This window comes from Jeotgalibacillus aurantiacus (assembly GCF_020595125.1).
Classification (GTDB): domain Bacteria; phylum Bacillota; class Bacilli; order Bacillales; family Jeotgalibacillaceae; genus Jeotgalibacillus; species Jeotgalibacillus aurantiacus.
This window is the reverse complement of sequence record NZ_JACNMS010000003.1, coordinates 431,771-456,643: the sequence shown is the minus strand read 5'-3', so window position 1 is coordinate 456,643 and position 24,873 is coordinate 431,771. Positions and strand designations below refer to the sequence as shown.

At 44.9% G+C, this 24,873-nt stretch carries 27 protein-coding genes; 8 read left to right on the top strand and 19 right to left on the bottom strand.

Annotated features, from left to right (window positions below; all coding sequences use genetic code 11):
* Positions 1-96: 96 nt before the first annotated feature.
* From fdhD to H7968_RS11905, 11 genes are all read right to left on the bottom strand, one after another.
* Positions 97-891: a formate dehydrogenase accessory sulfurtransferase FdhD gene (gene fdhD / locus H7968_RS11955; RefSeq protein ID WP_406566407.1), complete on the bottom strand. Its 795-nt coding sequence runs from the start codon at positions 889-891 to the stop codon at positions 97-99.
* A 132-nt stretch (positions 892-1,023) separates the two neighbouring features.
* Positions 1,024-2,298 (bottom strand): L-lactate MFS transporter, encoded by a 1,275-nt coding sequence (locus H7968_RS11950; protein ID WP_227396376.1) that lies wholly within the window; start codon positions 2,296-2,298, stop codon positions 1,024-1,026.
* Between the two features lie 56 nt (positions 2,299-2,354).
* On the bottom strand, positions 2,355-3,044 hold the full coding sequence (locus tag H7968_RS11945) for a DUF1641 domain-containing protein (RefSeq protein ID WP_227396375.1): 690 nt from the start codon (positions 3,042-3,044) through the stop codon (positions 2,355-2,357).
* Positions 3,037-6,000, bottom strand: a complete 2,964-nt coding sequence (fdhF, locus tag H7968_RS11940; RefSeq protein WP_406566406.1) for a formate dehydrogenase subunit alpha — start codon at positions 5,998-6,000, stop codon at positions 3,037-3,039. The genes H7968_RS11945 and fdhF overlap by 8 nt, the downstream gene beginning before the upstream one ends.
* 699 nt (positions 6,001-6,699) lie before the next feature.
* Positions 6,700-7,203, bottom strand: a complete 504-nt coding sequence (locus H7968_RS11935) for a MogA/MoaB family molybdenum cofactor biosynthesis protein (RefSeq protein WP_227396374.1) — start codon at positions 7,201-7,203, stop codon at positions 6,700-6,702.
* 14 nt (positions 7,204-7,217) lie between these two features.
* Positions 7,218-8,273: a GTP 3',8-cyclase MoaA gene (gene moaA / locus H7968_RS11930; RefSeq protein WP_227396373.1), complete on the bottom strand. Its 1,056-nt coding sequence runs from the start codon at positions 8,271-8,273 to the stop codon at positions 7,218-7,220.
* On the bottom strand, positions 8,212-8,835 hold the full coding sequence (gene mobA / locus H7968_RS11925; protein WP_227396372.1) for a molybdenum cofactor guanylyltransferase: 624 nt from the start codon (positions 8,833-8,835) through the stop codon (positions 8,212-8,214). The genes moaA and mobA overlap by 62 nt, the downstream gene beginning before the upstream one ends.
* Positions 8,832-9,062, bottom strand: a complete 231-nt coding sequence (locus tag H7968_RS11920; protein WP_227396371.1) for a MoaD/ThiS family protein — start codon at positions 9,060-9,062, stop codon at positions 8,832-8,834. The genes mobA and H7968_RS11920 overlap by 4 nt, the downstream gene beginning before the upstream one ends.
* Entirely contained in the window at positions 9,059-9,541 is a 483-nt protein-coding gene (locus H7968_RS11915) for a molybdenum cofactor biosynthesis protein MoaE (RefSeq protein WP_227396370.1), read from the bottom strand. The genes H7968_RS11920 and H7968_RS11915 overlap by 4 nt, the downstream gene beginning before the upstream one ends.
* Positions 9,496-10,017, bottom strand: coding sequence for a molybdopterin-guanine dinucleotide biosynthesis protein B (gene mobB / locus H7968_RS11910; RefSeq protein ID WP_227396369.1), 522 nt, complete (start codon positions 10,015-10,017; stop codon positions 9,496-9,498). Before mobB ends, H7968_RS11915 begins: the two co-directional genes overlap by 46 nt.
* Positions 10,005-11,261: a molybdopterin molybdotransferase MoeA gene (locus H7968_RS11905; RefSeq protein ID WP_227396368.1), complete on the bottom strand. Its 1,257-nt coding sequence runs from the start codon at positions 11,259-11,261 to the stop codon at positions 10,005-10,007. The genes mobB and H7968_RS11905 overlap by 13 nt, the downstream gene beginning before the upstream one ends.
* Before the next feature lie 67 nt (positions 11,262-11,328).
* On the opposite strand from H7968_RS11905, the gene moaC reads away from it, so the two are divergent.
* Positions 11,329-11,832 carry a cyclic pyranopterin monophosphate synthase MoaC gene (gene moaC / locus H7968_RS11900; RefSeq protein ID WP_227396367.1) on the top strand — a complete coding sequence of 168 codons (504 nt, stop codon included), beginning with the start codon at positions 11,329-11,331 and terminating at the stop codon, positions 11,830-11,832.
* Positions 11,833-11,917: 85 nt separating this feature from the next.
* On the opposite strand, the gene H7968_RS11895 is transcribed toward moaC, so the two are convergent.
* On the bottom strand, positions 11,918-12,940 hold the full coding sequence (locus H7968_RS11895; protein ID WP_227396366.1) for a MoeB/ThiF family adenylyltransferase: 1,023 nt from the start codon (positions 12,938-12,940) through the stop codon (positions 11,918-11,920).
* Positions 12,941-13,296: 356 nt separating this feature from the next.
* On the opposite strand from H7968_RS11895, the gene H7968_RS11890 reads away from it, so the two are divergent.
* Positions 13,297-13,605, top strand: coding sequence for a DUF3243 domain-containing protein (locus H7968_RS11890; RefSeq protein ID WP_227396365.1), 309 nt, complete (start codon positions 13,297-13,299; stop codon positions 13,603-13,605).
* Positions 13,606-13,657: 52 nt separating this feature from the next.
* On the opposite strand, the gene H7968_RS11885 is transcribed toward H7968_RS11890, so the two are convergent.
* Positions 13,658-14,836 carry a GTP-binding protein gene (locus H7968_RS11885; protein WP_227396364.1) on the bottom strand — a complete coding sequence of 393 codons (1,179 nt, stop codon included), beginning with the start codon at positions 14,834-14,836 and terminating at the stop codon, positions 13,658-13,660.
* Positions 14,837-15,043: 207 nt separating this feature from the next.
* On the opposite strand from H7968_RS11885, the gene H7968_RS11880 reads away from it, so the two are divergent.
* Complete coding sequence (locus H7968_RS11880; RefSeq protein WP_134372720.1) at positions 15,044-15,352, top strand: PadR family transcriptional regulator; 309 nt, start codon at positions 15,044-15,046, stop codon at positions 15,350-15,352.
* Positions 15,353-15,365: 13 nt separating this feature from the next.
* Entirely contained in the window at positions 15,366-16,538 is a 1,173-nt protein-coding gene (locus H7968_RS11875; protein ID WP_227396363.1) for a chromate transporter, read from the top strand.
* Positions 16,539-16,580: 42 nt separating this feature from the next.
* On the opposite strand, the gene H7968_RS11870 is transcribed toward H7968_RS11875, so the two are convergent.
* On the bottom strand, positions 16,581-17,495 hold the full coding sequence (locus tag H7968_RS11870; protein WP_227396362.1) for a F510_1955 family glycosylhydrolase: 915 nt from the start codon (positions 17,493-17,495) through the stop codon (positions 16,581-16,583).
* A 315-nt stretch (positions 17,496-17,810) separates the two neighbouring features.
* Between H7968_RS11870 and H7968_RS11865 the strand changes: the two genes are divergently transcribed.
* Complete coding sequence (locus H7968_RS11865; RefSeq protein WP_227396361.1) at positions 17,811-19,169, top strand: copper amine oxidase; 1,359 nt, start codon at positions 17,811-17,813, stop codon at positions 19,167-19,169.
* A 461-nt stretch (positions 19,170-19,630) separates the two neighbouring features.
* Here H7968_RS11865 and H7968_RS11860 read toward each other — a convergent pair whose 3' ends face one another.
* Both H7968_RS11860 and H7968_RS11855 read right to left on the bottom strand, forming a co-directional pair.
* A complete protein-coding gene (locus tag H7968_RS11860) occupies positions 19,631-20,164 on the bottom strand; it encodes a YtxH domain-containing protein (protein ID WP_227396360.1) in 534 nt (177 codons plus the stop codon).
* A 61-nt stretch (positions 20,165-20,225) separates the two neighbouring features.
* On the bottom strand, positions 20,226-20,945 hold the full coding sequence (locus H7968_RS11855) for a GNAT family N-acetyltransferase (RefSeq protein WP_227396359.1): 720 nt from the start codon (positions 20,943-20,945) through the stop codon (positions 20,226-20,228).
* A gap of 88 nt (positions 20,946-21,033) precedes the next feature.
* Here H7968_RS11855 and H7968_RS11850 point away from each other — a divergent pair, with 88 nt between their 5' ends.
* Complete coding sequence (locus H7968_RS11850; RefSeq protein WP_227396529.1) at positions 21,034-21,522, top strand: metallophosphoesterase family protein; 489 nt, start codon at positions 21,034-21,036, stop codon at positions 21,520-21,522.
* Positions 21,523-21,533: 11 nt separating this feature from the next.
* A complete protein-coding gene (locus tag H7968_RS11845; RefSeq protein WP_227396358.1) occupies positions 21,534-22,487 on the top strand; it encodes a D-2-hydroxyacid dehydrogenase in 954 nt (317 codons plus the stop codon).
* A gap of 131 nt (positions 22,488-22,618) precedes the next feature.
* On the opposite strand, the gene H7968_RS11840 is transcribed toward H7968_RS11845, so the two are convergent.
* Both H7968_RS11840 and H7968_RS11835 read right to left on the bottom strand, forming a co-directional pair.
* Complete coding sequence (locus H7968_RS11840) at positions 22,619-22,906, bottom strand: rhodanese-like domain-containing protein (protein WP_227396357.1); 288 nt, start codon at positions 22,904-22,906, stop codon at positions 22,619-22,621.
* 1 nt (position 22,907) lies between these two features.
* Entirely contained in the window at positions 22,908-23,279 is a 372-nt protein-coding gene (locus H7968_RS11835) for a sulfurtransferase (protein ID WP_227396356.1), read from the bottom strand.
* Positions 23,280-23,396: 117 nt separating this feature from the next.
* Here H7968_RS11835 and H7968_RS11830 point away from each other — a divergent pair, with 117 nt between their 5' ends.
* Positions 23,397-23,786 (top strand): hypothetical protein, encoded by a 390-nt coding sequence (locus H7968_RS11830; RefSeq protein ID WP_227396355.1) that lies wholly within the window; start codon positions 23,397-23,399, stop codon positions 23,784-23,786.
* 523 nt (positions 23,787-24,309) lie between these two features.
* Here H7968_RS11830 and H7968_RS11825 read toward each other — a convergent pair.
* Positions 24,310-24,867, bottom strand: coding sequence for a GNAT family N-acetyltransferase (locus H7968_RS11825; RefSeq protein ID WP_227396354.1), 558 nt, complete (start codon positions 24,865-24,867; stop codon positions 24,310-24,312).
* Positions 24,868-24,873 lie beyond the last annotated feature (6 nt).

The window sequence follows — 24,873 nt, the reverse complement described above, 5'->3', positions numbered from 1 at the left end:
GAAGCGACAGGTGAGACAGCGTAGTGCGAAGCACTAGCTGGCTCACCGCGCGGCCGCGGAAAGAGAAGGGTGTGTCCGGTCCGTTTTTATATAACATTACATCACAATTCTCTCCGGATTCGTGTAGATGTTGAAGGAGCGTCCTCTGATGAAGCCGACTGTTGTGATGCCGAGTTCTTCTGCGAGTTCGATTGCCCGTTCGGTTGGGGCGGATTTTGACAGAACGATCTCACATCCGATTTTAGCTACCTTCAGCAGGATTTCAGAGGATAATCGTCCGCTGAACACGATGATCTTATCTTGAACTGACACGTTATTTTTGAGACAGTGTCCATAGATTTTATCAAGCGCATTATGGCGCCCTATGTCCATTCTTGATAACAAGATCTCTCCATCTGCAGTGCATAAAGAAGCGTTGTGGACGCCTCCTGTCTCCTTAAAGATCTCTGCTCCGCTTTGCATTTTCTCCATTAAGTCCAAACATCTTTCAGGGTTGATACGAACGGTGATGTTGTCCATTTTCTTTGCAGCCATGGCATCGCTGGCAAAAACAAATCCCTGTCTGCTTCCTCCGCAGCAAGAAGTGATATACCTTTTATTTTGCAGATTTTTATAAAGCGGATTGAGCTTTTCAGATTCGATGTGAATAAATCCCGCTTTTTCATCAAGACGGACGGATGATAAGTCCCGCTCTGACTTGATGATTCCCTCAGACGCTAAATATCCGACAGCCAGGTCTTCCATATATTCAGGTGAACAGACCATCGTGACAAATTCTTCACCATTCAATTTGATCGTGAGTACCTGCTCTGTTGCGATCGTATCTTCTGTCCAAACTGCAGAGCCATCTGTAAAGCGCAAAATCCTTTTTTTATATGTAACATCTTTCAAACGAATCACTCCTGACGAAATAAACACCCGGACATGTGTCCGGATGTTTATCAAACTATAAAAAATGTTTCATATAAATCCAGTTGCGAGATTAATAGAGTAATGCGAAGCAGCATCCTTTAAAAGCTAACTTTAACTTGTCGCTTCAGCGGGCTGCGTATTTTCTTCCCGGATTTTCTTGATGTTTACCCGGATCAGCAGGGAAACGATCAGGGCGACGACGAATGCACCTGTGAAAATATACATCGTCAGCGCATAGCTGTTTGTTGCTTCTTCAATTCGTGTCACGACACTTGGTCCAACAAGTCCCGCTGCTGCCCATGCCGTCAAAATATAACCATGAATCGCGCCAAGCTGCTTCGTTCCAAAGAGATCTCCGATATAGGCCGGAATAGAGGCAAACCCTCCGCCGTAGCATGATAAAATAACAAAGATCAGAATTTGGAAGATAATCGCATTTGTTACGTTAGGCAGCAGAACAAACGCAGCTATCTGTAAAACAAAAAACGTCGTATAAACGTTTGGGCGTCCGATGTAGTCTGAAATGGAAGCCCAGCCAAGACGGCCAAATCCATTGAAGAGTCCCATGATTCCAACCATCAACGCTGCTGCACCGGCAGTCATCCCTGCAATATCCTGTGCCATTGGAGATGCTACTGCAATGATGGCGATTCCACATGTCACATTGATGAACAGCATGATCCAGAGCGCCCAAAAACGAACTGTTTTAACCGCCTCATTTGCTGTCAGCTGCGCCAGATCCCCAGTACTTTTATTATTCTCTTTTTCCTTTTTCTCTTCAAGCGTCATTCCCTTAGGCACAAAATCCTTCGGTGGCGGTGCAAGATAGAGAGATGAACTGAACATCAACACAAAATAAATGGCACCCAGTAAGAAAAACGTATTTGAAATCCCAATATTGTTAATCAGCATTTCAATCACCGGGCTCGCAATTAATGAAGCGAATCCAAAGCCCATAATCGCAAGTCCTGTTGCAAGGCCACGCCGATCCGGGAACCATTTAACCAGTGTCGATACCGGAGTGATGTAACCAATCCCAAGACCAATTCCCCCTAATGCCCCATAGAAAAAATACAATAAATACAGATTCCCGATACTGTCCGCAAAGCCTGCACCGATCATCCCAATCCCAAAGCAGATCGTCGATACAATACCGGATTTTCTCGGACCGTGTTTCTCCACAAAATGCCCCATAAACGCGGCAGCTAAACCAAGGAATAAGATTGCGATACTAAACGTCAAGGCGATGTCACTTGAGGACCACCCATGCTTTTCATTAAGTGGATTTGAAAACACACTCCATGAATAGACAGAGCCGATTGAAATATGAATACCTACCGCTGCCACAGCAATCAGCCAGCGGTTTTTTAACTTTTTTTCTCCCATCCCTGTTCCTCCTCATTAAAAGTCATCCGGAGCCGGACTGGCTCCGGATCGTTATTCTACGACTTCTTCTTAAACAACAATGAAATAGGAATGGCAGCCAGTAAAAGACCCGCCGGAATCACCCAGCTGCCGCCCGAATCACCTGAAGATGGACGCGACGAACCGTTTTCTTTTTGCAGCGTGTAATATTCTTTTGTGAAAATATCATCAAACTGTTCACCCTCAGCCTTTGTCTTTTGATTTCCAGGCTTCTGAGAAGTCCGTTCATATTCATCCTGTTTAATGCCAAGTCCTTTCAGAAATGCAGCACCAACTGCCATGGCTCTTTTCACTTCAGGGTCATTCAGTGATTTTAGCAGGGTGACATATCCCTGCTGCTCCTTTTTCTCATCCAGCTCTGCCACCCGCGCAATACCTGCATTCACTTTTAAAATGAGTGGTTCGAGCTGTTGGACGTTCAGTGTTCCAAGCGTTCCGAGTAATAAAAGTAGATTTTTAATACTGTTGGCGGTTTCTTTGGAATCAGCTGTTTTCACGAGAATATCCATTACCTCATCCCCTTTAGCAAAAAGGGATTTTAAAGTTTGAAGGATTTCGCGTTTTTGCAGCTGTTCAAGCACGTCAAAAAGTTCGTGTACAGCGTCTTTATTGTCCAAAAGCCTTGTTTCAATCTCTTCCAGATCACGACGTCTTTTTTCTTCAGGACTGACTTCCATCCGGTGAATCACTTTGGTTGCTTTAGCCACGCTTAGACGCCTCCTTTCTTAATTTCACGAGGTCGCCAGGAAAGACGTAATCCTTCCTTGCCCACTTTTTATCCACCCGCACACCCATCTGAGGCTGAGGATCTCCGTTACGGTGATTAATTCTTGGAAGAGGACTTTCACCCTTCGGTTTGAGCACTTCAAGCTTTGCACTGATTTCTTTATAGGCCGGCGTGTCTGTATCCTTATCCGCCTGTGAACTCGTGAGATAGTTAATGGCTCCCTCACCTGCATCGTTCATCGGCAGATACACCTCTTTTCCTTTCACGCGGTCTGTCACCAGACATTCCACTTTGACAGAACCATAAGGAGAGGTCAGTCTTACAAGCGTTCCATCCTCAAGCCCGCGCTCTGCAGCAAGTTCAGGTGATACTTCAAGAAAGGCTTTTGGCGTCTTGGAAGAAATCCCTTTTGACTTATACGTCATATTCCCTTCGTGAAAATGCTCCAGTAAACGTCCATTATTCACATGAATGTCGTACTCTTTTTCAAACTCAAGAGGCTTTGTCCAATCCACCGGGAATAACCTTGCCTTACCATCCGGAAACGGAAATTCATCCAGGAATAGCAATGGTGAGTCGGTTCCATCAGCAGCCACCGGCCATTGAAGACTGTTATATCCTTCAAGGCGCTCATACGTAACCCCCGCATATAATGGGGCAAGAGAGGCTGCCTCTGCCATAATTTCAGACGGATGCGTATAGTTCCAATTGGCACCAAGACGGTTGGCAATGTCCTGAATAATTTCCCAGTCCGGACGGGAATCACCAAGCGGTTCAAGCGCCTGATACAGACGCTGTACGCGACGCTCTGTATTTGTAAACGTCCCTTCCTTTTCAAGACTTGGGCTCGCCGGAAGGACAACATCAGCAAACTCAGCCGTTTTAGACAGGAAAATATCCTGTACAACAAAGAAATCCAGCTTTTCAAAGGCTTCGTGTACGTAATTAATATTAGAGTCCACGATTCCCATGTCCTCACCTTTTAAATACATGACATTCAGCTTCCCATCGTGAATCGCGTCAATCATCTCATGATTATTCAGGCCTTTCTCTGCCGGAATTTTTGCGTTCCATGCTTTTTCGTACTTTGCACGAACGTCATCATCAGCGACCTTTTCATAACCCGGGAAACGGTCCGGCATACTGCCGAAGTCACTCGCTCCCTGCACATTGTTATGACCGCGAAGTGGATAGCTTCCCGCTCCCGGCTTGCCATAGTTACCGGTAATCAGCAGCATATTGGAAATCGCTGTACTCGTATCACTTCCGCCTGAGTGCTGCGTGACACCCATCGCCCATAATACGGCGGTCGTTTTAGCCTGATGAATTTCTTCAGCGATCGTAATCAGCGTTTCTTTGGAAATGCCTGTCGCTTCTTCTGCATACTCAAGCGTAAACTTTTGAATGCTCTTAATATAATCATCCAGTCCATTTACACGGTTATTTAAAAACGTCTCATCAGCCCATCCCTGATCAACGATGTACTTCGTCACTGCTGACAGCCAAACAAGGTCTGAACCCGGCTTTGGCTGGAAGAACAGATCAGCACGGTCCGCCATTTCGTGACGACGGATATCTGATACGATTAACCGCTGTCCATGAAGCTTGTGGGCACGCTTCACTCTTGTCGCAAGTACCGGGTGAGATTCCGATGTATTAGATCCTACAATAAGGACCAGGCCTGCTTGAGCGATATCTGTGATGGACCCGGAGTCTCCTCCGTGACCAACCGTTCTGAAAAGACCCATCGTTGCAGGTGTCTGACAGTAACGCGAGCAATTGTCCACATTATTAGTACCAATAACAGCCCTTGCCAGCTTCTGCATGACGTAGGATTCTTCATTTGTACATTTAGATGAACTGATGAACGCCATGGAATCCGGTCCTTTTTTCTCAAGGGACTCTTTGAACTTTGAAGTAATCAGGCTCAAAGCCTCTTCCCACTCCGCCTCACGGAATGCATCGCCTTCACGAATCAGCGGTTTGGTTAAACGTTCTTCACTGTTCACATAATCCCAGCCGAACTTCCCTTTCACACATGTTGAAATACCGTTCGCCGGAGCATCAACGGAAGGTTCAACCTTAAGAATTTTGCGATCCTTCGTCCAGATATCAAAGCTGCAGCCAACCCCGCAATACGTACAAACCGTTTTCGTTTTCTTAATACGGTCCTCACGCATGGCTGATTCCATATCAGATATCGCTAAAATTGACCCGTAACCGGTTTCAACATTCTTCGTCAGTTCAATCATCGGACGCAATGTTTTCTTGGCAATCCCCGTTAGAAAACCGGCTTCGCCCTCCATCCCTTTTTCCATCATGGCATTACAAGGACAAACCGTAGAACAGTGTCCACACGACACACAGGAGGATTCGTTAATTTTAGAGTTTTTATCCCAGATCACACGCGGCTTTTTCAGCGACCAGTCAATTGTGAGCGTTTCCGTTACCTGTACGTCCTGGCAAGCCTCGACACATCGGCCGCACAGAATACACTGATCCGGATCATAGCGGTAAAAAGGATTCGAGTCGTCAATTTCATAAGGTTTCTGCTCAAAAGGCATGCTCTGATGATTAACCTTCATTTCCTTGACCGTGTTATGTACTTCGCACGTGCCATTATTGTAATCACAGACTGTACAATACAGTTCATGATTTTTTAAAATACGGTCCATCCCGATAACCTGCGCTTCTTTCACTTCAGAAGAGACACCGTCCACGACATCTCCCGGTTTAAGCTGAGTCGAACAGGATCTGACAAATTCACCGTTCACTTTTACAATGCACGTATCGCATGTTTCAATTGCCCCGAGGCTCGGATGATAACAGACCGAAGGAACCTCTGTCTGATGATCCTCCAATGCCTGCATGGCAGATAAATTAGCATCAATCACTGCAGGTTTCCCGTTAATCGTTACATTGATCTGTTCTGACACATTTCTCTCCCCCTGTACAATTTTTATAATTTTCAGTTTTTCGCACCTGTCATTTATTACCCTATCAGATAACAGGCGAAACTAGAAATAGTGAAAAAGTTTGAATTTGAGATTGTTTGGTGGCGAAATAGTTTGGGTGGGTGATAAAGAGGGTGTGGATGTGGGAAACGGGCGCGTTGGGAAACGAGTGACGGCGCGTCGATAGAATTCAGGACTGTTTGAACAAAATTCAAGCGCCTAACAACAAATTCACCGCGCCTTTTAACATTTTCCAGCAGTCTATTAACATTTTCAACCGCGTAATGCGGCCTATCAACAAAAAACACGGCTCTAGCGACATTTTTTATGCGCTTAACGACAAAAAATGGACGGTTAACGACGACTTCGTTTGATATTAATTTTAACCAAGCTAGACAGGATAAAAGAGTATTGAACAAATGTATTGAAGTGGTAAATAACCGCAGCTTCGACAGAACTCAGGACTGTTGGAACAGAAAGCAGGCGGCTAACGACAAATCCGCCAACTCTATTAACATCATCCAGCAGTCTATCAACAGTTCCAGCCGCGTAATGAATCCTATCAACAGAAACCACAGCTCTATCGACATCTTTTATGCAATTAACGACAAAAGAAAGCTGCCTGGCTATCAACAACTTCAACCTGCACCCATAATAAAAACCGCCCCATTCAGGACGGTTTTATCTCGTGAGTTCCCAGGCGAGGTGCCCGATCTCCGGCAGTATGAGTTTTTCCATGGCGAGTTTGACGGCACCGCTTGAGCCCGGCGTTGAGAACACGACCGTTTTGTTGGCGGTCCCTGCACAGGCTCTTGAAAGAATGGCAGCAGAGCCGATGTCTTCTGTGTAGCTTAAATAGCGGAAGATTTCACCGAAGCCGGGCAGTTCTTTTTCAAGGAGCGGCTTTACGACTTCAATCGTCACGTCCCGCGGAGCAACACCTGTGCCTCCGTTAATGAGAATCGCTTCCACTTTCTCATCCTTCAGGCCGGACTGAATGGCTCTTTCAATGAGGATCCTTTCGTCTGTTACGATTTCATAATGGATGAGCTGGTGACCTTCCTTTTTCAACAGGTCGATCATGAGTTTGCCACTTTTATCTGTTTCCTCCGTCCGTGTGTCACTTACGGTAATGACCTTGCAGGCGACCGATTTGGAGGATTTTTTTCTGTGTTCACTTAACATACGCCAAACTCCTTTTACCCGCCGATGTATGACATTTCGATTTTCGGTCTGTTTTTGGCGGTTTCTTCTGTGCGTTCATCAGAATAACGGTCTGTACGCTTTGACCAGATGCCGGCCAGCTCTGCTTTTAAATGCGCATGGGATTTTGTTTGCACAGCTTCTTTCAGATCATGACCTTCTGTTGCAAATAAACACGTGTAGAGCTTACCATCAGCTGACAGCCTGGCCCTTGTGCAGCTCGAGCAGAATGAGTCAGATACGGAAGAAATCACCCCGACTTCATTTTCTTCATCCGTGTAGCGATAACGGTTGGCTACTTCACCGAAATAGTCAGGGTCTACCGGCTCTAAATCAAATTCCTGCTGAAGCAGTCCGATGATTTCTTTTTTCGTAATAACGGAGGACATTTTCCAGCCGTTTGTGTTGCCGACGTCCATAAATTCAATGAAACGGAGCGTGATGCCCTTCTTCTTAAAAAATCGCGCCATTGGCAGAATCTGATCATCATTGACGCCCTTTTGCACGACCATATTGATTTTCACTTCTAGCCCTGCTTTTAAAGCTGCGTCAATCCCTTTAATAACAGGCTTTGTACTGACATTACGGCCGTTCATTTTTTTAAATACTTCTTCTTCAATCGCATCCATACTGATGTTTACCCGCTTGAGCCCTGCTTCTTTCAGTTTTTTCGCCTGTTTGGGAAGAAGCATCGCATTTGTGGTCAGGGCGATATCTTTGATGCCTTCTATCCGGTTCAGCTTCTCAATCAGCTCATGAAGGTCCTTCCGTAAAAGGGGCTCACCACCTGTCAGCCGCACCTTTTCAACACCAAGCTCGCTCATCGCACGGACCAGCTTTTCAATTTCTTCGAATGTCAGATAATGCTCCTTCGGCATGAAAGCAAAATCAGGTCCGAATAAATCCGCGGGCATACAATAACCGCAGCGGAAGTTACATTGATCGGTGACGGATATCCGGATATCGTGCAGCGGTCTGTTAAAAGTATCTTTAATCGGCTCCACTTTCTCCCTCCTTTCCTGAATGCGCGTATTTCTGAATGAATGCCTCATAGGTCTTTTGATCATTCACATTCAAAAAAATATCTTTTGGTACGTCAAGTTCCTGATATGTTACAGCTTTCCATGGGATTTCATTCAAAAAGCCCATCATCCGATAATCTCCCTGTTGAAGCTGCTTTTCAATATAGGGCAGACAACCTATCAGATAAAGAGCTGAAAGAGGCTGAAGCATGCCATCGACTTCTGGAATAACAGCCATCACACCTTCTTCAAACTGCTGAAATAATTTGGAAGACGCCTTTTCCGTAAAAAGCGGTAAGTCACATGGAAGAACAAGATAGGCGTCCCCGTCTGTCTGCTTCATCAAGGCATACAGGCCTCCAAGCGGGCCGCAATTCACATACGGATCCAGGTCTTTGATCAGCTCTAGATCGCTATTTGAGAACGCATTTTCCTGCTCATGTCTGATAGATAATACAACCTTTTCAACATGAGGTGTCAGTGCATCCACCGCTTTTTTATAAAATGGAGCCCCGTCGAATTCGGCAAAGGCTTTCGCTTTACCAAATCGGACTGATTTCCCGCCAGCCATCACTGCTCCAATGATGATCATCCGCCACTGACCGGCGGAATCAGCGCGACCGTATCATACTCCGTGATTTTATCCTCGGGAAATGCATATTCTTCATTAACAGCTACGAGAATGGATTCTGTTTTCACTTCATATTTTTCCCGCAAGACCTGAAGGAGCTCCTGCACGGTTAACTCCTTGTATTCAAGCGTGATACGATCATGTCCAAGTTGCTCTTTTAAATGGGCAAAACAATTTACTGTAATCAATGGATTTCCTCCTTTGATGGTGTTCCAGGATGTTTTCCGAGCTGGTCACCAATCCACTCTTCCCCATCCTCCCATTTTTCTTTTTTCCAAATGGGCACGATCTCTTTGATCCGTTCAATCGCATATTCATTTGCCTCATAGGCATCTTTTCGATGGGGTGTGGAAACTGCGATGACAACAGCGATATCTGATATGCCAAGGACCCCAGTGCGATGGGTAATAGCGGTCACGGCGTCCGGCCAGCGCTCCTTGATTTCATCACCAATCCGCCGCAGCTGTTTTTCCGCCATTTCGGCATAGGCTTCATATGTAAGCTGAAGCGTCCTGCGTCCTTTTGTAAATTCCCGGACCGTTCCCGTGAAGGTCACAACAGCTCCAGCCTCGGGACGCATCACTTTTCCGGATACTTCTTCAATAGATATTGGCTCATCTGTCACGATAAACAAGCGCCTTCCTCCTTTAGCCAATTGGTATACCATTTTGTATAGCTCGACTGATCTTCAAACAAGATATTTGGCACTGATAATCCTTTCACTGGAGCTGCTGAAATGACGAGTTGAATGTTTGTACAGTCGTTTAGTAATGAAAGGTCCTCAGTGTTTCTGATCACAGCGATTTTTGGAAATGGCTCTTTTTTATATCCTTCTATTAAAATAACATGAATCGGCAATGTTCTGTAAAAATCAAGCAGCTGATCAAGTGATAATAAACCGGGAGCAGACTGCAGAACCACTGCGCCTTCCCCTTCAACTGTACTGATCGAAGCACCTGTCTCTAAATGAACGCGGCTGTCTTTACCGGAAGGCTGCTCCGGTAAGCCACCGTGTCCATGGTGTTTCAATGTTCCGGTTACAAGACCTTTTAACGCAGCCGCCTCAATTAAATGCTTTACGACTGTTGTTTTTCCGCTGTTCTGATAACCGACTACCTGAAGAACAGGCATTACCACGGCCACTCACTTCCATGTCCTGCTTCAAGTAATACAATTCGTACTGCATCTCCCGAACGATAGCCTCTTGTTCCGCCGGGCAGCATAATCAGACAGTCTGTTCCCGCTAAAGAGCTGACTGCACTGGATTTATCAAAACCCGAGGGACTTGCATACAGCTGTCCGTTTTTAATTTCCATTTTCCCGCGGACAAATCGCGTAAAAGGATTAGGCTTTGTAAAATCAGCACCTAATACAGCATCTTCAATCGTGTGATGAGGTTTACTGCTGCCCATCATCAGTTGAAGGACCGGCCTTGTCAGGAGCTCAAAGCCAACGTAACAGGCTGAAGGATTTCCGGATAACCCGAACAGAAATTTCTCTTTTACATGAGCGACAGTCGTCACACTTCCAGGGCGCATGGCGGTTTTATTAAACAAAACATCCGCTCCAAGACGTTTGTACACCTCAGGTAAAAAATCAAAGTCTCCGACTGACACGCCCCCTGTGGTGATCAGTACATCGACTTCATTTAATGACTTTTTAACTGCTTCATAGCATTCATCCAGATCATCTGTCAGCTTGCCAAGCAGTCTCGGTTCAGCCCCTGCCCGCTCAACCTGCGCTGCAGCCATCAGTGCGTTGCTGTTACGAATTTTTCCCGGTTCAAGCGGTTCGTTAACTTCAAGCAGTTCAGACCCTGTTGCGAGAATGCCGACAACCGGCCTGACACCGACAGAAATGTACTCATATCCAAACGTTGCTAAAAGAGCAATAATCCCCGGATTGATTACCGAACCTTTTTCAACGAGCACTTCTCCTTCAGCCATATCTTCTCCTTTAAACGATACGTCCTGACCAGATGAAAACGCGCGCTTTATCATCATTTTCCCCGGCTCCGGCTCAGTCGTGAGCTCAAGCATCACAATGGCATCACATTCCTCCGGCAGCATGGCCCCAGTCATGATTCTGGCTGCTTCAAACGGCCCCACCGGTCTTGATTGCACTGAGCCCGCTCCAATTGTTTCAGTAACCGAAAAAGTAACCGGATTTTCTCTTGATGCATGTATAGAGTCCTCTGCCCGGATCGCAAAGCCGTCATAAGGTGAGCGGTCAAAAGGCGGGACTGGATGGGTAGCGATCAGGTTCTCTGCCAATACTCTTCCATTGGCTTCTTTTATATGTATCTGCTCTGTTTTCGTTTCTATGTTCTGATCCATCACCCGTCTGATGGCTTCACTGACCGGGATCGGTTTTCTTTTTTCAACCAAACTCTTCCTCTCCTTTCTGTTTTGGCGTGCTACAATATGATTACTTACTTTAATCGGGGTGAAATCAATGAAAGAATTTACGCATTTTAACGAACAGGGCCGTGCAAAAATGGTGGATATCTCTGATAAACAGGAAACAGTAAGAACCGCGACAGCCCGTTCCAGCGTCATCGTGAATGAGGATATTTACCAGCAGATTCAATATGGTACAAATAAAAAAGGTGATGTACTCGCTGTTGCCCAGGTTGCGGGCATTATGGGCGCGAAGCAGACCTCTTCGATTATTCCCATGTGTCACCCGCTATCATTAAGCGGCATTGATCTGTCATTTGAATGGGATCTTTCCTCCCGTCTTGAACTCATCATCACCGCTTCTGTGAAAACAAAAGGCAGCACAGGAGTTGAAATGGAAGCCTTGACAGCTGCTTCTGTTGCCGCACTGACGATCTATGATATGTGTAAGGCTGCAGATAAAGGGATCGTCATCGGACCTACTTTTTTACACGAAAAAACCGGTGGGAAAAACGGCGACTACCTGCGTCGCAGCATCCCTTTAACGAAACTGGACTAATAAATTGCTTTACGTTTGAAAGATCCCCGCTGATTAATAAGCGGGGATCTTTTTGTTTTCCCTTCATTTTTCATTACAAACGGTTTCAGCTGAAAATACGATGATATGTTTTTTTCGCCTCTGAAATGTCATTTGTTCCATGAACAAGCACACGTCCATCCTTGAATACAACCATTCTGTAAGGATCAAGATTGACACTGATCAAAAAAGAATTGTATTGAACAGGCAGACCCTGTGTAGAGAAAATCGTATGAAGATCACCTAAATCAACAGCTTTTTTCTCTGCGGGTCTGATCTGAACCGTATCCCTGCCGCATAAAACCGCTGTCTTCATCGTATGTTCCGGTGTCAAATACGGATAAGTCGGATTGGATCCGCATGATGTGCACTCAACCTTCTTTAATCTCGATACACCGATTGATTGATACTGATTCTCCCACACATCAAATGTGACGATCTTTCCACTTAAGGCATCCATATTTCCACTCAAAATCTTCAGCGCATCTGCCACCTGATGAGAAGTCACCATCGTAACAGCAGGGCTGATAATGCCAGCTGTATCACACGTCTGACCGTTTTGCGGCATGGTCTCCCACACACATTGAAAGCATGGTGTAACACCTGGCACGATCGTATATGACATCCCGTAGCTGCCGACACATGCGCCATATATCCATGGGATAGATAGCTTCTGTGAAACGTCATTCATCACCAGACGTGTTTCATAATTATCCGTTGCATCCATCATCAAATCACTGTTTTTCGCAAGCTTCAGCAGATCCTGATACGTTAAATCCGCTACAATCGCATCAATATCAATCAGACTGTTCACCTGCTCGAGACGATACTTCGCTGCAATCGCTTTAGGCAGCTTTTTGCGGGCATCCTCTTCATTATAAAGCTGCTGTCTCTGCAGATTGCTGACCTCCACATAATCCCGGTCCACAATCGTCAGCTTGCCAACACCTGCTCTTGCCAACGCTTCAGCAGCACCGGTTCCAAGAGCACCTGCACCAATAATTAATACGTGTTTTTTTTGAATCTCTTCCTGTCCCCCGGCGCCAATCGGTGTAAATAATTCCTGTCTTGAATACCTGTTCTGATGCACACGATCCGCCCCCTAATCTCCTAAAATTCTATGTAAAAGCTGAAAATTTAGTTTTTTATAAAGATAGCAGTAAATGAGTGGAAGGACAAGGGATGAGGATTGAAATAAGAAATGATCACCCCGATATTACAATATTGATTATTTTATTCTTCGTTTATTTCTAAATAAACCTCAAAAATAAAAGATACAAAAAGTTTGAATCATTAAATGCACGACCAAAAGTGAGATTTCAAAGCAATTCCATCCCAGTAACTAAATATTTTATTTGGATGTTTTATTATTTTTTGATCATAATTGTTTATTAAACCTTTTACAGGGAATGACATTCAACTATAACAAACTTAGGAGGTTTTACCATGAGTATTGAAAATAGAGTGGAGCAGGAAGCACGTCAAACAGCACCTGAAAAGAAAGAGGAGATCCTTCAGAATTTCGAGCACTTCAAGAATTATCTCGGAGACCAGGTTGCAAAAGGGGAAAAACTCGGTTTAAGTGAAGAAAGTCTCGCTAAAGGTGCCGAAAAAATCGGGGACTACCTGGCTAAAAGTGAAGAACCGAGAAACCGCGAAGAAAAGCTTCTACAGGAATTATGGAAGCTCGGCAATAAAGAACAGCGGCATCAGTTAGCCCATCTATTAGTTAGACTTGCACAATCGACAAACTAAGTTAACATTCAAAAGCCCAAAGTGCTAAGAGCGCTTTGGGCTTTATTGCATTCTATCGTGCCGAAAAATCAGGGAACGGATCCTCTAATGTTGACCAGTCAGATACAAGCTCCTCTTCCGTCAGTAGACATGCATCAAGTTCCGCAATGATCTCATCTTTTTTCAGATCAATTCCGATAAAAACGAGCTCATTGATGCGATCCCCCCATTGAGCATGCCATCTCTGCTTCAATTCTGGCTCTTCAGCAAGGGCTGCCCGCTGTTCCTCTTCAGGCATTGCGGCAACCCAGCTGCCTGCTGACTGAAGCTGAATCGACTTCCCAGCCTGTGACACGAGTCCTGCTGTGTGCTGCTTCGTCGCGAGCCAGAAGAAGCCTTTTGAACGGACAATTTCTTCCGGGAGTTCACTCAGCCACTCATAAAAACGTGCCGGGTGAAAAGGATGCTGTCTTTTATATAGAAAAGAAGTGATTCCATATTCCTCTGTCTCCGGAATATGTTCTTCGTTTAATTCCTTAATCCAACCTGCAGACTGACTTGATTTTTCAAAATCAAATCGATGTGTATTTAAAATATCAGCTGCTTCTATCTGACCGTAGCTTGCCGGAATGATTCTTGCGTCAGGATTTAACGTTGCCAGTAATATGTTGATCTTTGATGCTGTTTCATCTGATACAGCATCCATCTTGTTCAGAATGATCACATCTGCAAATTCCACCTGATCAATCAGCAAATCCGAAACATCACGCTCATCATTCACATCGTCCGTCTGCTTACGGTCGAGCAGCGTTTCCCCGCTCTCCAGATCATCAGCAAAACGCATGGCATCCACAACTGTCACCATCGTATCCAGACGGCAGTGCTGTGATAGATCAATACCAGTTTCTTCATCTTCATAAACAAACGTCTGTGCAACAGGGATCGGCTCTGAAATACCCGTGGATTCAATTAGTATATAATCAATGTCCCCTTTTTCAGCCAGCCGCTTTACTTCAATCATTAAATCCTCACGCAGCGTGCAGCAAATACAGCCATTCTGCATTTCAACCAGTGTTTCATCCGTTCTCGAGAAATAACCTTTTTTCAGCTGACCACCATCAATGTTGATTTCACTCATATCGTTTACAATGACAGCCGCCTTCAATTCTTGTTTTGAATGCAGTATATGATTGAGAAGCGTCGTCTTCCCCGCTCCAAGATAGCCACTCAGGACTGTAACAGGTATTGTCATAAAAATCCTCCTAACAAATCGTAATGATTTCGTTTTAAATAATAATATAAACCTCAGCGGATGTCACGTTAAACTTTACCCATTTTGTTTTGTTAAGCTTTTGTAAACATAAGCTTTTTCAGTACACAAACGAAAGATTCCCTGATAGAATTCACTATAGATTTTCGTTATCGGTTTCCGATATCGAATGACGAGGAGGGTTTTTCATTGGAAGATAAAGTGTTGCGGAAATTGTTTCTTGGCTTTATCCAGATCCATATCCTTCACCACGCTTCTGAACATCCGATTTACGGAGCATGGATGACCGAAGAGCTCAGGGAGCACGGTTACTCAATCAGTGCCGGAACCCTGTATCCGATCCTCCATTCAATGGAGACAGACGGTTTGCTTATTAAAGAAGAGAGAAATGTCGATGGTCATATCCGTAAGTATTACACCGCTTCCGAAAAAGGCGTGGCTGTTCTGAAAGAAGCACGCAGCAAAGCTTACGAGCTGTTTAAAGAAATCAAAGATTAGAAGGGAGATCACAATGGAACAAAAAAGAGGATCACTTTTAGAGATTTTAATGGTATCCATGAGGCTTGGTTTTACATCGTTTGGCGGACCGATTGCGCATCTCGGATATTTCCGCGATGAATACGTTCAGCGTAGAAAATGGATGGATGATAAAACGTACGCGGACCTCGTGGCACTGAGCCAGTTCCTGCCTGGACCTGCGAGCAGTCAGGTTGGAATCGGGATTGGGGTTATGCGCGGAGGACTTCTAGGCGGACTCGTTTCCTTTATTGGATTTACAATGCCTTCCGTTATTGCGCTCATCATATTCGCTATGATCGTGAATGCATTTGATGTAACAAATGCAGGCTGGCTGCAGGGATTAAAAATAGTCGCAGTAGCAGTTGTTGCCCACGCGATTATGGGTATGGCTAAAAACCTGACGCCTGATCTGCAGCGAAAAGCACTCGCACTATTAGCTTTATCCGTTACACTTTTATGGCAGACAACAGTCAGTCAGGTAGTGGTTATTCTGATTGCTGGACTTGTTGGATTCCTGTTATTTAAAGGAGACACGTCAGAAGAAAATCCGACATTTAAGTTCCCGGTTTCCAAGAAGCTTGGTGCTGTTTTCCTTACATTATTTTTTGCCCTTCTAGTAATTTTGCCGATTGCAAGAGAATTTACATCAGCAAACTGGATTGCGATGTTCGACAGTTTTTACCGATCTGGTTCACTCGTATTTGGAGGCGGACACGTCGTTCTTCCTCTATTAGAAAGAGAGTTCGTACCGACTGGCTGGCTGACTGAAGAACAGTTCCTTGCTGGTTATGGAGCAGCTCAGGCCGTTCCTGGTCCACTGTTCACGTTTGCTGCTTACATCGGGGCAGTTATCGGCGGATGGCAGGGCGGTCTGCTGGCAACTGCGGCAATCTTTCTTCCCGCCTTCCTTCTGATTCTCGGTGCTCTTCCATTCTGGAATGCACTGCGTCAGAATCCTAAGATGAAAGCAGCCTTTATGGGAGTCAATGCTGCTGTTGTCGGAATTTTGATCTCAGCTTTCTATTTCCCAATCTGGACCAGCTCTATTATTGAGCCGATTCACTTTGTACTCGCTGCTTTCCTTTTCAGCATGCTTGTATTCTGGAAGCTGCCGCCATGGGTTGTTGTACTGTCAGGCGCACTTGCCGGACTGATTTTTCTATAATGAAAAAAGAACACGCCGGAATTTCATTTTCCGGCGTGTTCTTTAATGTTCATGTCCATCATCATGCGTCTCAGCTTCATTAGCAGTCTGATAAATGACTTCTTCGTTCCATGTCTCTCCACCGTCTGAAGAAAAAGCGGCATCTCCGGCTCCTGTAACAGCAAAAATCTCCTCCGGTTTATCCGGGTTTACAGCGAGGTACATCACTGCCTCATCTAGAAAATCAATGCTGCCGATCTCCTGCTGATCTTTCTTCACAAGATTTCCTTCAACCGTATATAAACCGTTTTCTGTGAAATAAGCTGCAGTGGTTCCCTGACTGTTATCGAGCAATGTAACGGTCTGACCACTGTCAGTTGACTGAAAGAGTCCTTTATCAGTCATAAGCACTAATTCTTCTTTATTAGAAGGGTGGGCTGCCAATCCGAACAGACTTTCAGCTTCGAGTCCCTGAAGCTCCATCGGAATCCAGCTGTCACCTTCATCGTCTGTATAATAAAATCCTGCATCAAGCTCACTGTTTCCTTCCATCAAACCGGTATAGAGCCGTTTTCCCTCCCGGCTGGCAGCCATATAATGATAATCTGTCTCACCTGAGAAAACGAGTTGTTCCATAGATTCGCCCTGGTCCAGACTTTTCACAAGTCCCAGTGGATTCTCCAGATCAGTAGAAGGATCAGGATGACCACTCGCATAAAAACCGTCCCCGAAAGACGTAAATCCCATATAATCGTGATTATTTGAAGTTGAATGTAACCATTGATCCCCATCGCGCTTAAATAAGCCATAATGTGTAGCGACAATCAGTTCTCCTTCAACAAAGTCCATTCCATGTACATGGTGAGCTCCTGTCTGTTCATCGACCGGTCCATAAAACGAACTATTTTCTTCAGAAGAGCATCCTGCAGCCATGATCACGGCAGCCAGAATCGCCAAGCTGCTTTTCACTTTTTTCATATCATTTACCCCCAGCACGTATTTCTTTCTCTTTTTTCTCATAGATGCATTCGCAAGTCAAAGTCTAAATCGTGAATATTACATAACTCTTTACGAATCGTCATGTAAAAAACATCCTCACGAAAAAAGTTTTAATTTTTGTGATCCTTTTTTGAAGTCATTCCGTTTCTCTATTTGAATGGCTCAACAGAAGATGAAAAAACAGCCTTTTTTAGAAAAATAAATCTTTTTTTCAAAAAAAGTGATCCAAGTCTTTTTACTTTCCGTTAGCCTGAACAGAACCATTACTTTTAAAAGAAAAAGGAGAGATTACACATGAAATTGAAGAAGAGTATGTTAGCTGTGCCATTAAGTTTTGCTTTACTTATGCCAACCGCCGCATTTGCACACGATCACGGTGAAGGCGGACACGCTGAGTCAGGTATGGAAGCGAGCACAGCTACACCAGCTGCTGAACTTCGTATCACGCTTGACACTGCACTAACTGAGCACGCATTCCTTGCAATCGAAGCAATGAGAAAAGGAATTGACGGAGCTGAAGATTTCGATCAGGCTGCTGGTGCACTTACAGCTAACTCAGATGATATCGCTGCTGCTGTATCTTCTGTATATGGTGAAGATAACGGAGCTGCTTTCCTTGAGATCTGGAACTCTCACATCGGATACTTCGTTGATTATGTAACAGCAACAGCTGAAGATAATCAGGAAGGGAAAGACGCTGCACTTGCAGAACTTGAAGCGTACAAAGTAGAACAGGCTGCATTCTTTGCAACAGCAACTGAAGACCGCCTGCCAGCTGCTGCTCTTGAAGAAGGACTTCAGATGCACATTGACCAGCTTCTTGGAGCGTTTGATGCATACGCTGCTGGAGACTTCGAAACTGCTTACACAAATGAGCGTGAAGCGATTCACCACATGAGCATGTTCGCTGAGCAATTATCTGTAGCAATCGCTGATCAGTTCCCTGATCAATTTGAAGGAACAAACCCTGATACACCAGCAGTTGATCTTCGCGCTCAACTAAACTATGTATTCACAGAGCACGCTGGACTTGCTGCTATGGCGATGCAGGATGGTGCTGACGGAGCTGAAAGCTTTGACCAGGCTGCTGCTGCATTAACTGCAAACGCTGATGATCTATCTGCTGCTGTTGCATCTGTATACGGGGAAGAAGCTGGCGCTCAGTTCTCTGAGATCTGGAACTCTCACATTGGATACTTCGTTGATTATGTAGTCGCTACTGGTGAAGGTAACACTGAAGGTCAGGAAGCTGCTAAAGCTGAACTTGACGGTTATATCGTAGAACAGGCTGCATTCCTTGACGCAGCAACTGAAAGCCGTGTACCTGCTGCTGCTCTTGAAGAAGGATTAACAGCACACGTTGGTCAGCTTCTGACAGCATTTGACTCTTATGTAGCTGGTGACTATGAAACAGCTTACAGCTCAATCCGTGAAGCATGGGCTCACATGACAATGCCTGCTGCTGGATTATCAGCTGCAATCGTAGACCAGTTCCCGGATCAGTTCGGTGGCGGTGAAATGCCTGCTGAAATGCCAAACACTGGTTTCGGTGGTACTGCATCATCTGAACTTCCATACGTATGGATCCTTGCAGGACTACTGCTTGCTGCGATCACAACAACAGTTGCACTTCGCACTCGCAAACAGTCTTAATAGACTAAATAATTGAAGCCGATTCCCTCAGGGGAGTCGGCTTTTTGTTATGTTCTTTGGGGTTATGCGCGCGGTTTTGATGGAGGGCCGGATAGGTCAAATGGTACTGAACTCACGAACTCATCCTCCAACCTCACGAATTACGCGCGCTAACTCACAAAAGCTCTTGGGGAACTGACAAATTCATGCCGGATCCTCACGAACTATCAGGACAAACTCACGAAGTTTTCCAACCCCTTTGTTTGTCCAGCGCGCGGTTTTGATGGAGGGCCGGATAGGTCAAATGGTACTGAACTCACGAACTCATCCTCCCACCTCACGAATCACGCGCGCCAACTCACAAAAGCTCTTGGGGAACTGACGAATTCATGCCGGATCCTCACGAATTAGCCGCACAACCTCACGTTCGGACACATAAAAAAACAGGATAAGCATCAAATGCCTATCCCGCTTTATTAAGATTACTGACGGCCAACATCTCCAGGAATATCTCCTTTAGGAGAAGCATCTACTGTTTTCTGGCTTTCCTTTGAAAGCTGGACAACATTGTCATTATTTTGGTGTCCCGACGATACGCTGCTTTTTACCTCAGAACCGGCATCTGCAACCTGTGATCCGATATCCTTCGCATCCTCCGTTACTTCTTTCGCCGTTTCAACGATTTCTGAAGCACTTTCACGGATTGATTCGATCTGTGGAACCACTTCTTCATTTACTTTTTCATATAGCGTCTGGGCTTCATTCATTGCGCTTTTCAAGGTACTGACGGCTGATTTAAAACGTTCTGTTACATCGTTTTTGAACTCACCTGGATTTTCTTTTACATTGCGGACAAAACCGCCTGTTGATGATCCAAGATTTTTGCTGCCTGAGATGACTTTTTGGCGGGTTGAGTTGTCCAGCAGGGCAATTGCTGCGCCTACTGCTGCTCCTACTACTACACCAAGAAGTAACTTGCTACTGTCATTATTGTTTGAGTAATTGTTCTGCGTCATATGAATAGCCTCCTCGTTTTATCTAGTATGAAGGTTACCCTCATGACGTTTTTTTAAACCTTTAAACAGATTCCTTAAGCCTGGCAAAAACCATCCACGTTCCCAGTTTCGTCTGGTTCAGCCCTACGCCCACATAGCCTGAGTTAAAAAAGTCTTTTTGTCTTGCAAGCTTGTCTGTACGGATAAAAATGTAAGAATCTTTATCGATAAACAGCTTTTGCTTTAAAGGCATATAAAAAATGTATCTTGGAACATTACCGTACTTCTCTTTTACATCGAGCACGAACATCCCCTGTCTGAATTTATCCTTTAGACTCGGTATATTGGACGGAGAAACGGTACAGCAAAGGTGTTCAAAGTAAGATGTTGAGAATTTCATCTCCTGCATGATGACTTTCCCTAAAATCTGCTGGAGCCCATTGCCCCGGAAATCCGTGTCAACGAGTGAGATTTCCTGATGGACCACCTTCATTTGTTCTTCGTAGGAAAGCTCGAGATCCCGGCCCAGATTTTCTTCATCATCTCCTGGATACAACAGGACGCGCACAGCGATTATTTTACCTTCTACTGAAGCAGCAATCACGATCCCGCCGCCATCAAATACATATTGGATTTCTTCATCAGTCAGCGGCTGAAGAGAAGCCGGGTCTTCCAGAGATTCGGAAATACCTGCCTGAAACGCTTTGAATTCTTCTATTTGATCAGGTTGAACTCTGTCGACAGTATATGAAACCTTCTGCCCGTCAGATCGGCGTTCAGCCTCCCCCTGGTATAAATGCATAAAACGATCCCCTTTACTCAACGATTAAGTTACATGATAATTAATGTAAGTTTAACATGAAAATTTCAAAGGGGTGAATGTTTTGAAGGTGATTGCTTTATCTGATACACATATGCCAAGGATGGCGAAGCACCTCCCCCTTCCACTTGTAAAAGAATTAGAGGATGCAGATCTGATTCTGCACGCAGGTGACTGGAATACAAAAGCCGTTTTTGACGAGCTGTCATCCTATGCGCCGGTTTATGGTGTCACAGGAAATACAGACACTGATGAGATCACAGCGCTTTTCCCCGCCAGGAGAATTGTAGAGGCAGGGAATAAAAAAATCGGTGTTGTGCACGGTTATGGAAAAGGACAAACAACCGAAAAGCGTGCGCTCCAGGCATTTGAACATGAAGATGTGGATCTGATTCTGTTCGGTCATTCTCATATCCCTGTTTTAAGAGATGACCAGCGCCCTATCATACTTAATCCCGGTTCAGCTACAGATAAAAGAAGGCAGCAGCACTATTCATTTGCGGTCATTACGATTCAGGAAGCAATCAGTGTGGAACTTGTTTTTTATAAAGAAAAATAGGAGGAGATCGAATGAATACAGTCGTTATTGCGCAAAACCTTGAAGAAGAGCTGGTTGAGAAAGTAAAACAAACGTTTAATGGGTGGAACATCATTACAGGAAAAGATGAAGAGCAATGGGGACCTTACATAAAAGACGCAGCAGTCATTGCTGGCTGGAAAAATGCGATGACACCCTATCTGCAGGACGCTCACTCGTTAAAATGGGTTCAGTCCTGGAGTGCGGGGGTCGATAAACATCCTCTGGACGAGTTCAAGAAGCGGGATATTATATTGACGAGTGCCAATGGTGTCCATGCTTACCCGATTTCTGAGACCATCTTCTCACTCATGCTCGGCTGGACAAGGAAAATCAATGCGTACACACGGCATCAGCAATCAAAAACCTGGCATCACGCCGGGCTGTCTCTTGAACTGCACGGTAAAACAGTAGGACTGCTCGGTGCCGGTGCCATTGGAAAAGAAACAGCAAAAATCGCAAAAGCATTTGGGATGACGGTAAAAGGATTCAGGAGAAGCGGAGAAAACGAAGAATATTTTGATGAAATGTATACACTCGACAATCTGTTAGAGATTCTCCCTGAGTGCGATTATGTAGTGATTACGCTGCCTTTGACTGATGAGACGAATCAGCTGTTTACATCCGCTCATTTTTCAAAAATGAAGGAAAGCAGTTTTCTTGTTAACATTGGACGGGGTGAGATCATCGATGAATCTGCTCTTACTCGTGCCCTTCAATCAAGCGAAATTGCCGGAGCGGGTCTGGATGTCTTTGAAAAGGAACCTCTGCCGGAGGATAGTCCTTTATGGGAGATGGAGAATGTGATGATTACACCTCATACGGCCGGTTCGACGGAGCATTATAACAACAGGGTGATTGAGGATATTTTTCTGAAGAATGCGGAGTCGTTTTTGGATCAGCAATTGTTGCCTGTTAATTTAGTGGATTATGATAAAGGATATTAAAATAATCGTGCCGGGGACATCCTCCGCTGGTGTCCAGCTTCGGAATGACCCGGCACTTTGTTTGATATCTCCACTTTATTCTGTTTTTACAAGGTCAAAAAAGAATAGAAACGAATTATATATTATTGAAATTATTCAACCGGCCCCTGCCAGTTGTTCATGCCGCCGGTCATGTTTGTCACTTGATAGCCCTGGTCCTCCAGGTATTGAGTCGCTTTTGCACTGCGGCCTCCTGCCTGGCAGACGACTACGTATTCTTTTGATTTGTCGAGTTCCTGCTTGCGGAATTCGATCAGACCAAGGGGAATATTTACGGCTCCGGGGATCTTCCCTGATTTTATTTCTTCTGTTTCACGCACATCGAGCACGTTTAATTCAGCATAACTTTTTTCTACATCTGCCGGTGAAATATTTTTCACGTTAGTACCCTCCACATTTTTTTAATTTGTACACGCCTGACTTTGCAGGCGCTAGTAATGTCATTTTCTTCACCTGGAATCCTTTACTCTTTAAAAAGCGGATGCCCAGTTTCAGATCCACTTCATCAGATGCAATGACATGGATTTCTTTATGGGGAATTTCTTTATAAAAACGCTTTAAATAAGCATAGGGAATATGTTGAAAGCTTGTTTGACTGCGTGTGGTTGGATCATTGTATTCACGCAGATCAATCACTTGATGATCCGGTTCAGACAAGTGATCTTCAGGTACGCATTCTACGCCTTTGACTGGTGCATATCGTCTGTAAAATGAAATGCTGAATAATAACAATAAAAGTAAAATCAGTTCCACTGCTTTCCCGCCTTTCGTTTGTACAAAATTAATATATACCCCTATAGGTATGTAGTCAAGAGATTTGTTTACACATTGTGACCCGTTCTTCTATACTGAACAGGAGGAGGGTGTTTCATGAAATTATGGGTTAACCGCATTAGTTCATTGCTTACATTGGCGTCATTGACACTGGTATTTGTTATGTTTTTCTTTCCAGGCAGTACGCCATTTTCAATACCGTTTTTGTTTGGTTTATTTGGCCTGTTTCTGATCGTTTCTATTGTGACATTTGATCCTGCTATTTCAAAGCGGGACGAACTGACGGGTCTGCCGGTGACGATTTATTTTGCAGCACTGGTGATTTTTCTTCAGCTGATTGGCGGGGAGACCGAAACACCCCTTAGTATTGATCAGCCATTTTTGTGGATTGCGATTGTGATCGGGATCTGGCTGGATTTTAAAAGAAATCGTAACAGAAAAGCGGAGGCGACTCGTCCAGCCCCGACAAGCATAAGGCGAAGATGAAAAGAGGGCTGACCTTCGCCCTCGTTCATCTTTGACTTATGACCTCGAGGGGCTAGTCGCCGCAGCTAGACACCAAGAAAAGCGGAGGCGGGCGTTTAGGGACGTACAAACTGGACTGTCCTCGACGAAGATAAAGGAAACACGGAGAGCGTTAGCGATCCGATGTTGACTTATCGAACGAGAGGACGGGAAGTTTGCTAGTCCCTGCCCGGTGGAGCTAGACATCGGGAAAAGCGGAGGTTCGCGTTTAGCGGCGTATGCGGTGGACTGAAGCGATTAAGATAAAGGAAACACAGCGAACGAAGTGAGCTGATGTTGACTTATCGAAATGAGCTGAGGGAAGCGCACTAGCCGCTGCGAACCGGAGCTGGACATGAAGAAAAGCGGAGGCGACTCGTCCAGCCCCGACAAGCATAAGGCGAAGATGAAAAGAGGGCTGACCTTTGCCCGCGTTCATCTTTGACTTATGACCTCGAGGGGCTAGTCGCCGCAGCTAGACACCAAGAAAAACGGAAACGAACGCTTAAACTGCGCTCGTTTCCGTTTTTGTTTTTACATAAATGACGTGATCCGTCCAGCAGCCGTTTTCGAAAAGAAAGTTTTTACGGACACATTCATATTCAAAACCTGCTCGTTTTGCCGTTTTGATTGACGCTTCATTATCTAGATTGATCTGGGCTTCAAGACGATGAAGCTTCAGCTTTTCAAATGCAATGTTTGTGAGTCCTTTAAGGGCTTCTGTTCCAAATCCTTCTCCCCAGAACTGGTTGTGAAGCGCATAACCTGTGACACCCCATTGCGTATCTCCCCTGCTCAAAACCATAAGATCTGTGTGACCAATTAATTCTCCATTTTCTTTTTTAAATAGAGCCCACACATAAACGTGATCGTCTTCTGCCCATCGTTGGAAACGATCAAGCTTTTCCTGAAACATCTCTTTTGTGAAGCCCTTCATGTCTATGTAACCTTCATCATATTGATGCTGAGAATGCTTCCTCCGCTCCATTTGTCTGATGTATTCCTCATAATCATTGAGCGTATAAGGTCTCATAACCAATCTCTCTGTAAAAAACGGTTCCAAATTCTC

Bases quoted from the DNA above. Each gene is read 5' to 3' on its own strand.
- H7968_RS11950 (WP_227396376.1), bottom strand. From the start codon at position 2,298: ATGGGAGAAAAAAAGTTAAAAAACCGCTGGCTGATTGCTGTGGCAGCG.
- H7968_RS11935 (WP_227396374.1), bottom strand. From the start codon at position 7,203: ATGTTAAGTGAACACAGAAAAAAATCCTCCAAATCGGTCGCCTGCAAG.
- moaA (WP_227396373.1), bottom strand. From the start codon at position 8,273: ATGAGGCATTCATTCAGAAATACGCGCATTCAGGAAAGGAGGGAGAAA.
- mobA (WP_227396372.1), bottom strand. From the start codon at position 8,835: ATGATCATCATTGGAGCAGTGATGGCTGGCGGGAAATCAGTCCGATTT.
- H7968_RS11915 (WP_227396370.1), bottom strand. From the start codon at position 9,541: ATGGTATACCAATTGGCTAAAGGAGGAAGGCGCTTGTTTATCGTGACA.
- moaC (WP_227396367.1), top strand. From the start codon at position 11,329: ATGAAAGAATTTACGCATTTTAACGAACAGGGCCGTGCAAAAATGGTG.
- H7968_RS11890 (WP_227396365.1), top strand. From the start codon at position 13,297: ATGAGTATTGAAAATAGAGTGGAGCAGGAAGCACGTCAAACAGCACCT.
- H7968_RS11885 (WP_227396364.1), bottom strand. From the start codon at position 14,836: ATGACAATACCTGTTACAGTCCTGAGTGGCTATCTTGGAGCGGGGAAG.
- H7968_RS11875 (WP_227396363.1), top strand. From the start codon at position 15,366: ATGGAACAAAAAAGAGGATCACTTTTAGAGATTTTAATGGTATCCATG.
- H7968_RS11870 (WP_227396362.1), bottom strand. From the start codon at position 17,495: ATGAAAAAAGTGAAAAGCAGCTTGGCGATTCTGGCTGCCGTGATCATG.
- H7968_RS11865 (WP_227396361.1), top strand. From the start codon at position 17,811: ATGAAATTGAAGAAGAGTATGTTAGCTGTGCCATTAAGTTTTGCTTTA.
- H7968_RS11860 (WP_227396360.1), bottom strand. From the start codon at position 20,164: ATGACGCAGAACAATTACTCAAACAATAATGACAGTAGCAAGTTACTT.
- H7968_RS11855 (WP_227396359.1), bottom strand. From the start codon at position 20,945: ATGCATTTATACCAGGGGGAGGCTGAACGCCGATCTGACGGGCAGAAG.
- H7968_RS11845 (WP_227396358.1), top strand. From the start codon at position 21,534: ATGAATACAGTCGTTATTGCGCAAAACCTTGAAGAAGAGCTGGTTGAG.
- H7968_RS11830 (WP_227396355.1), top strand. From the start codon at position 23,397: ATGAAATTATGGGTTAACCGCATTAGTTCATTGCTTACATTGGCGTCA.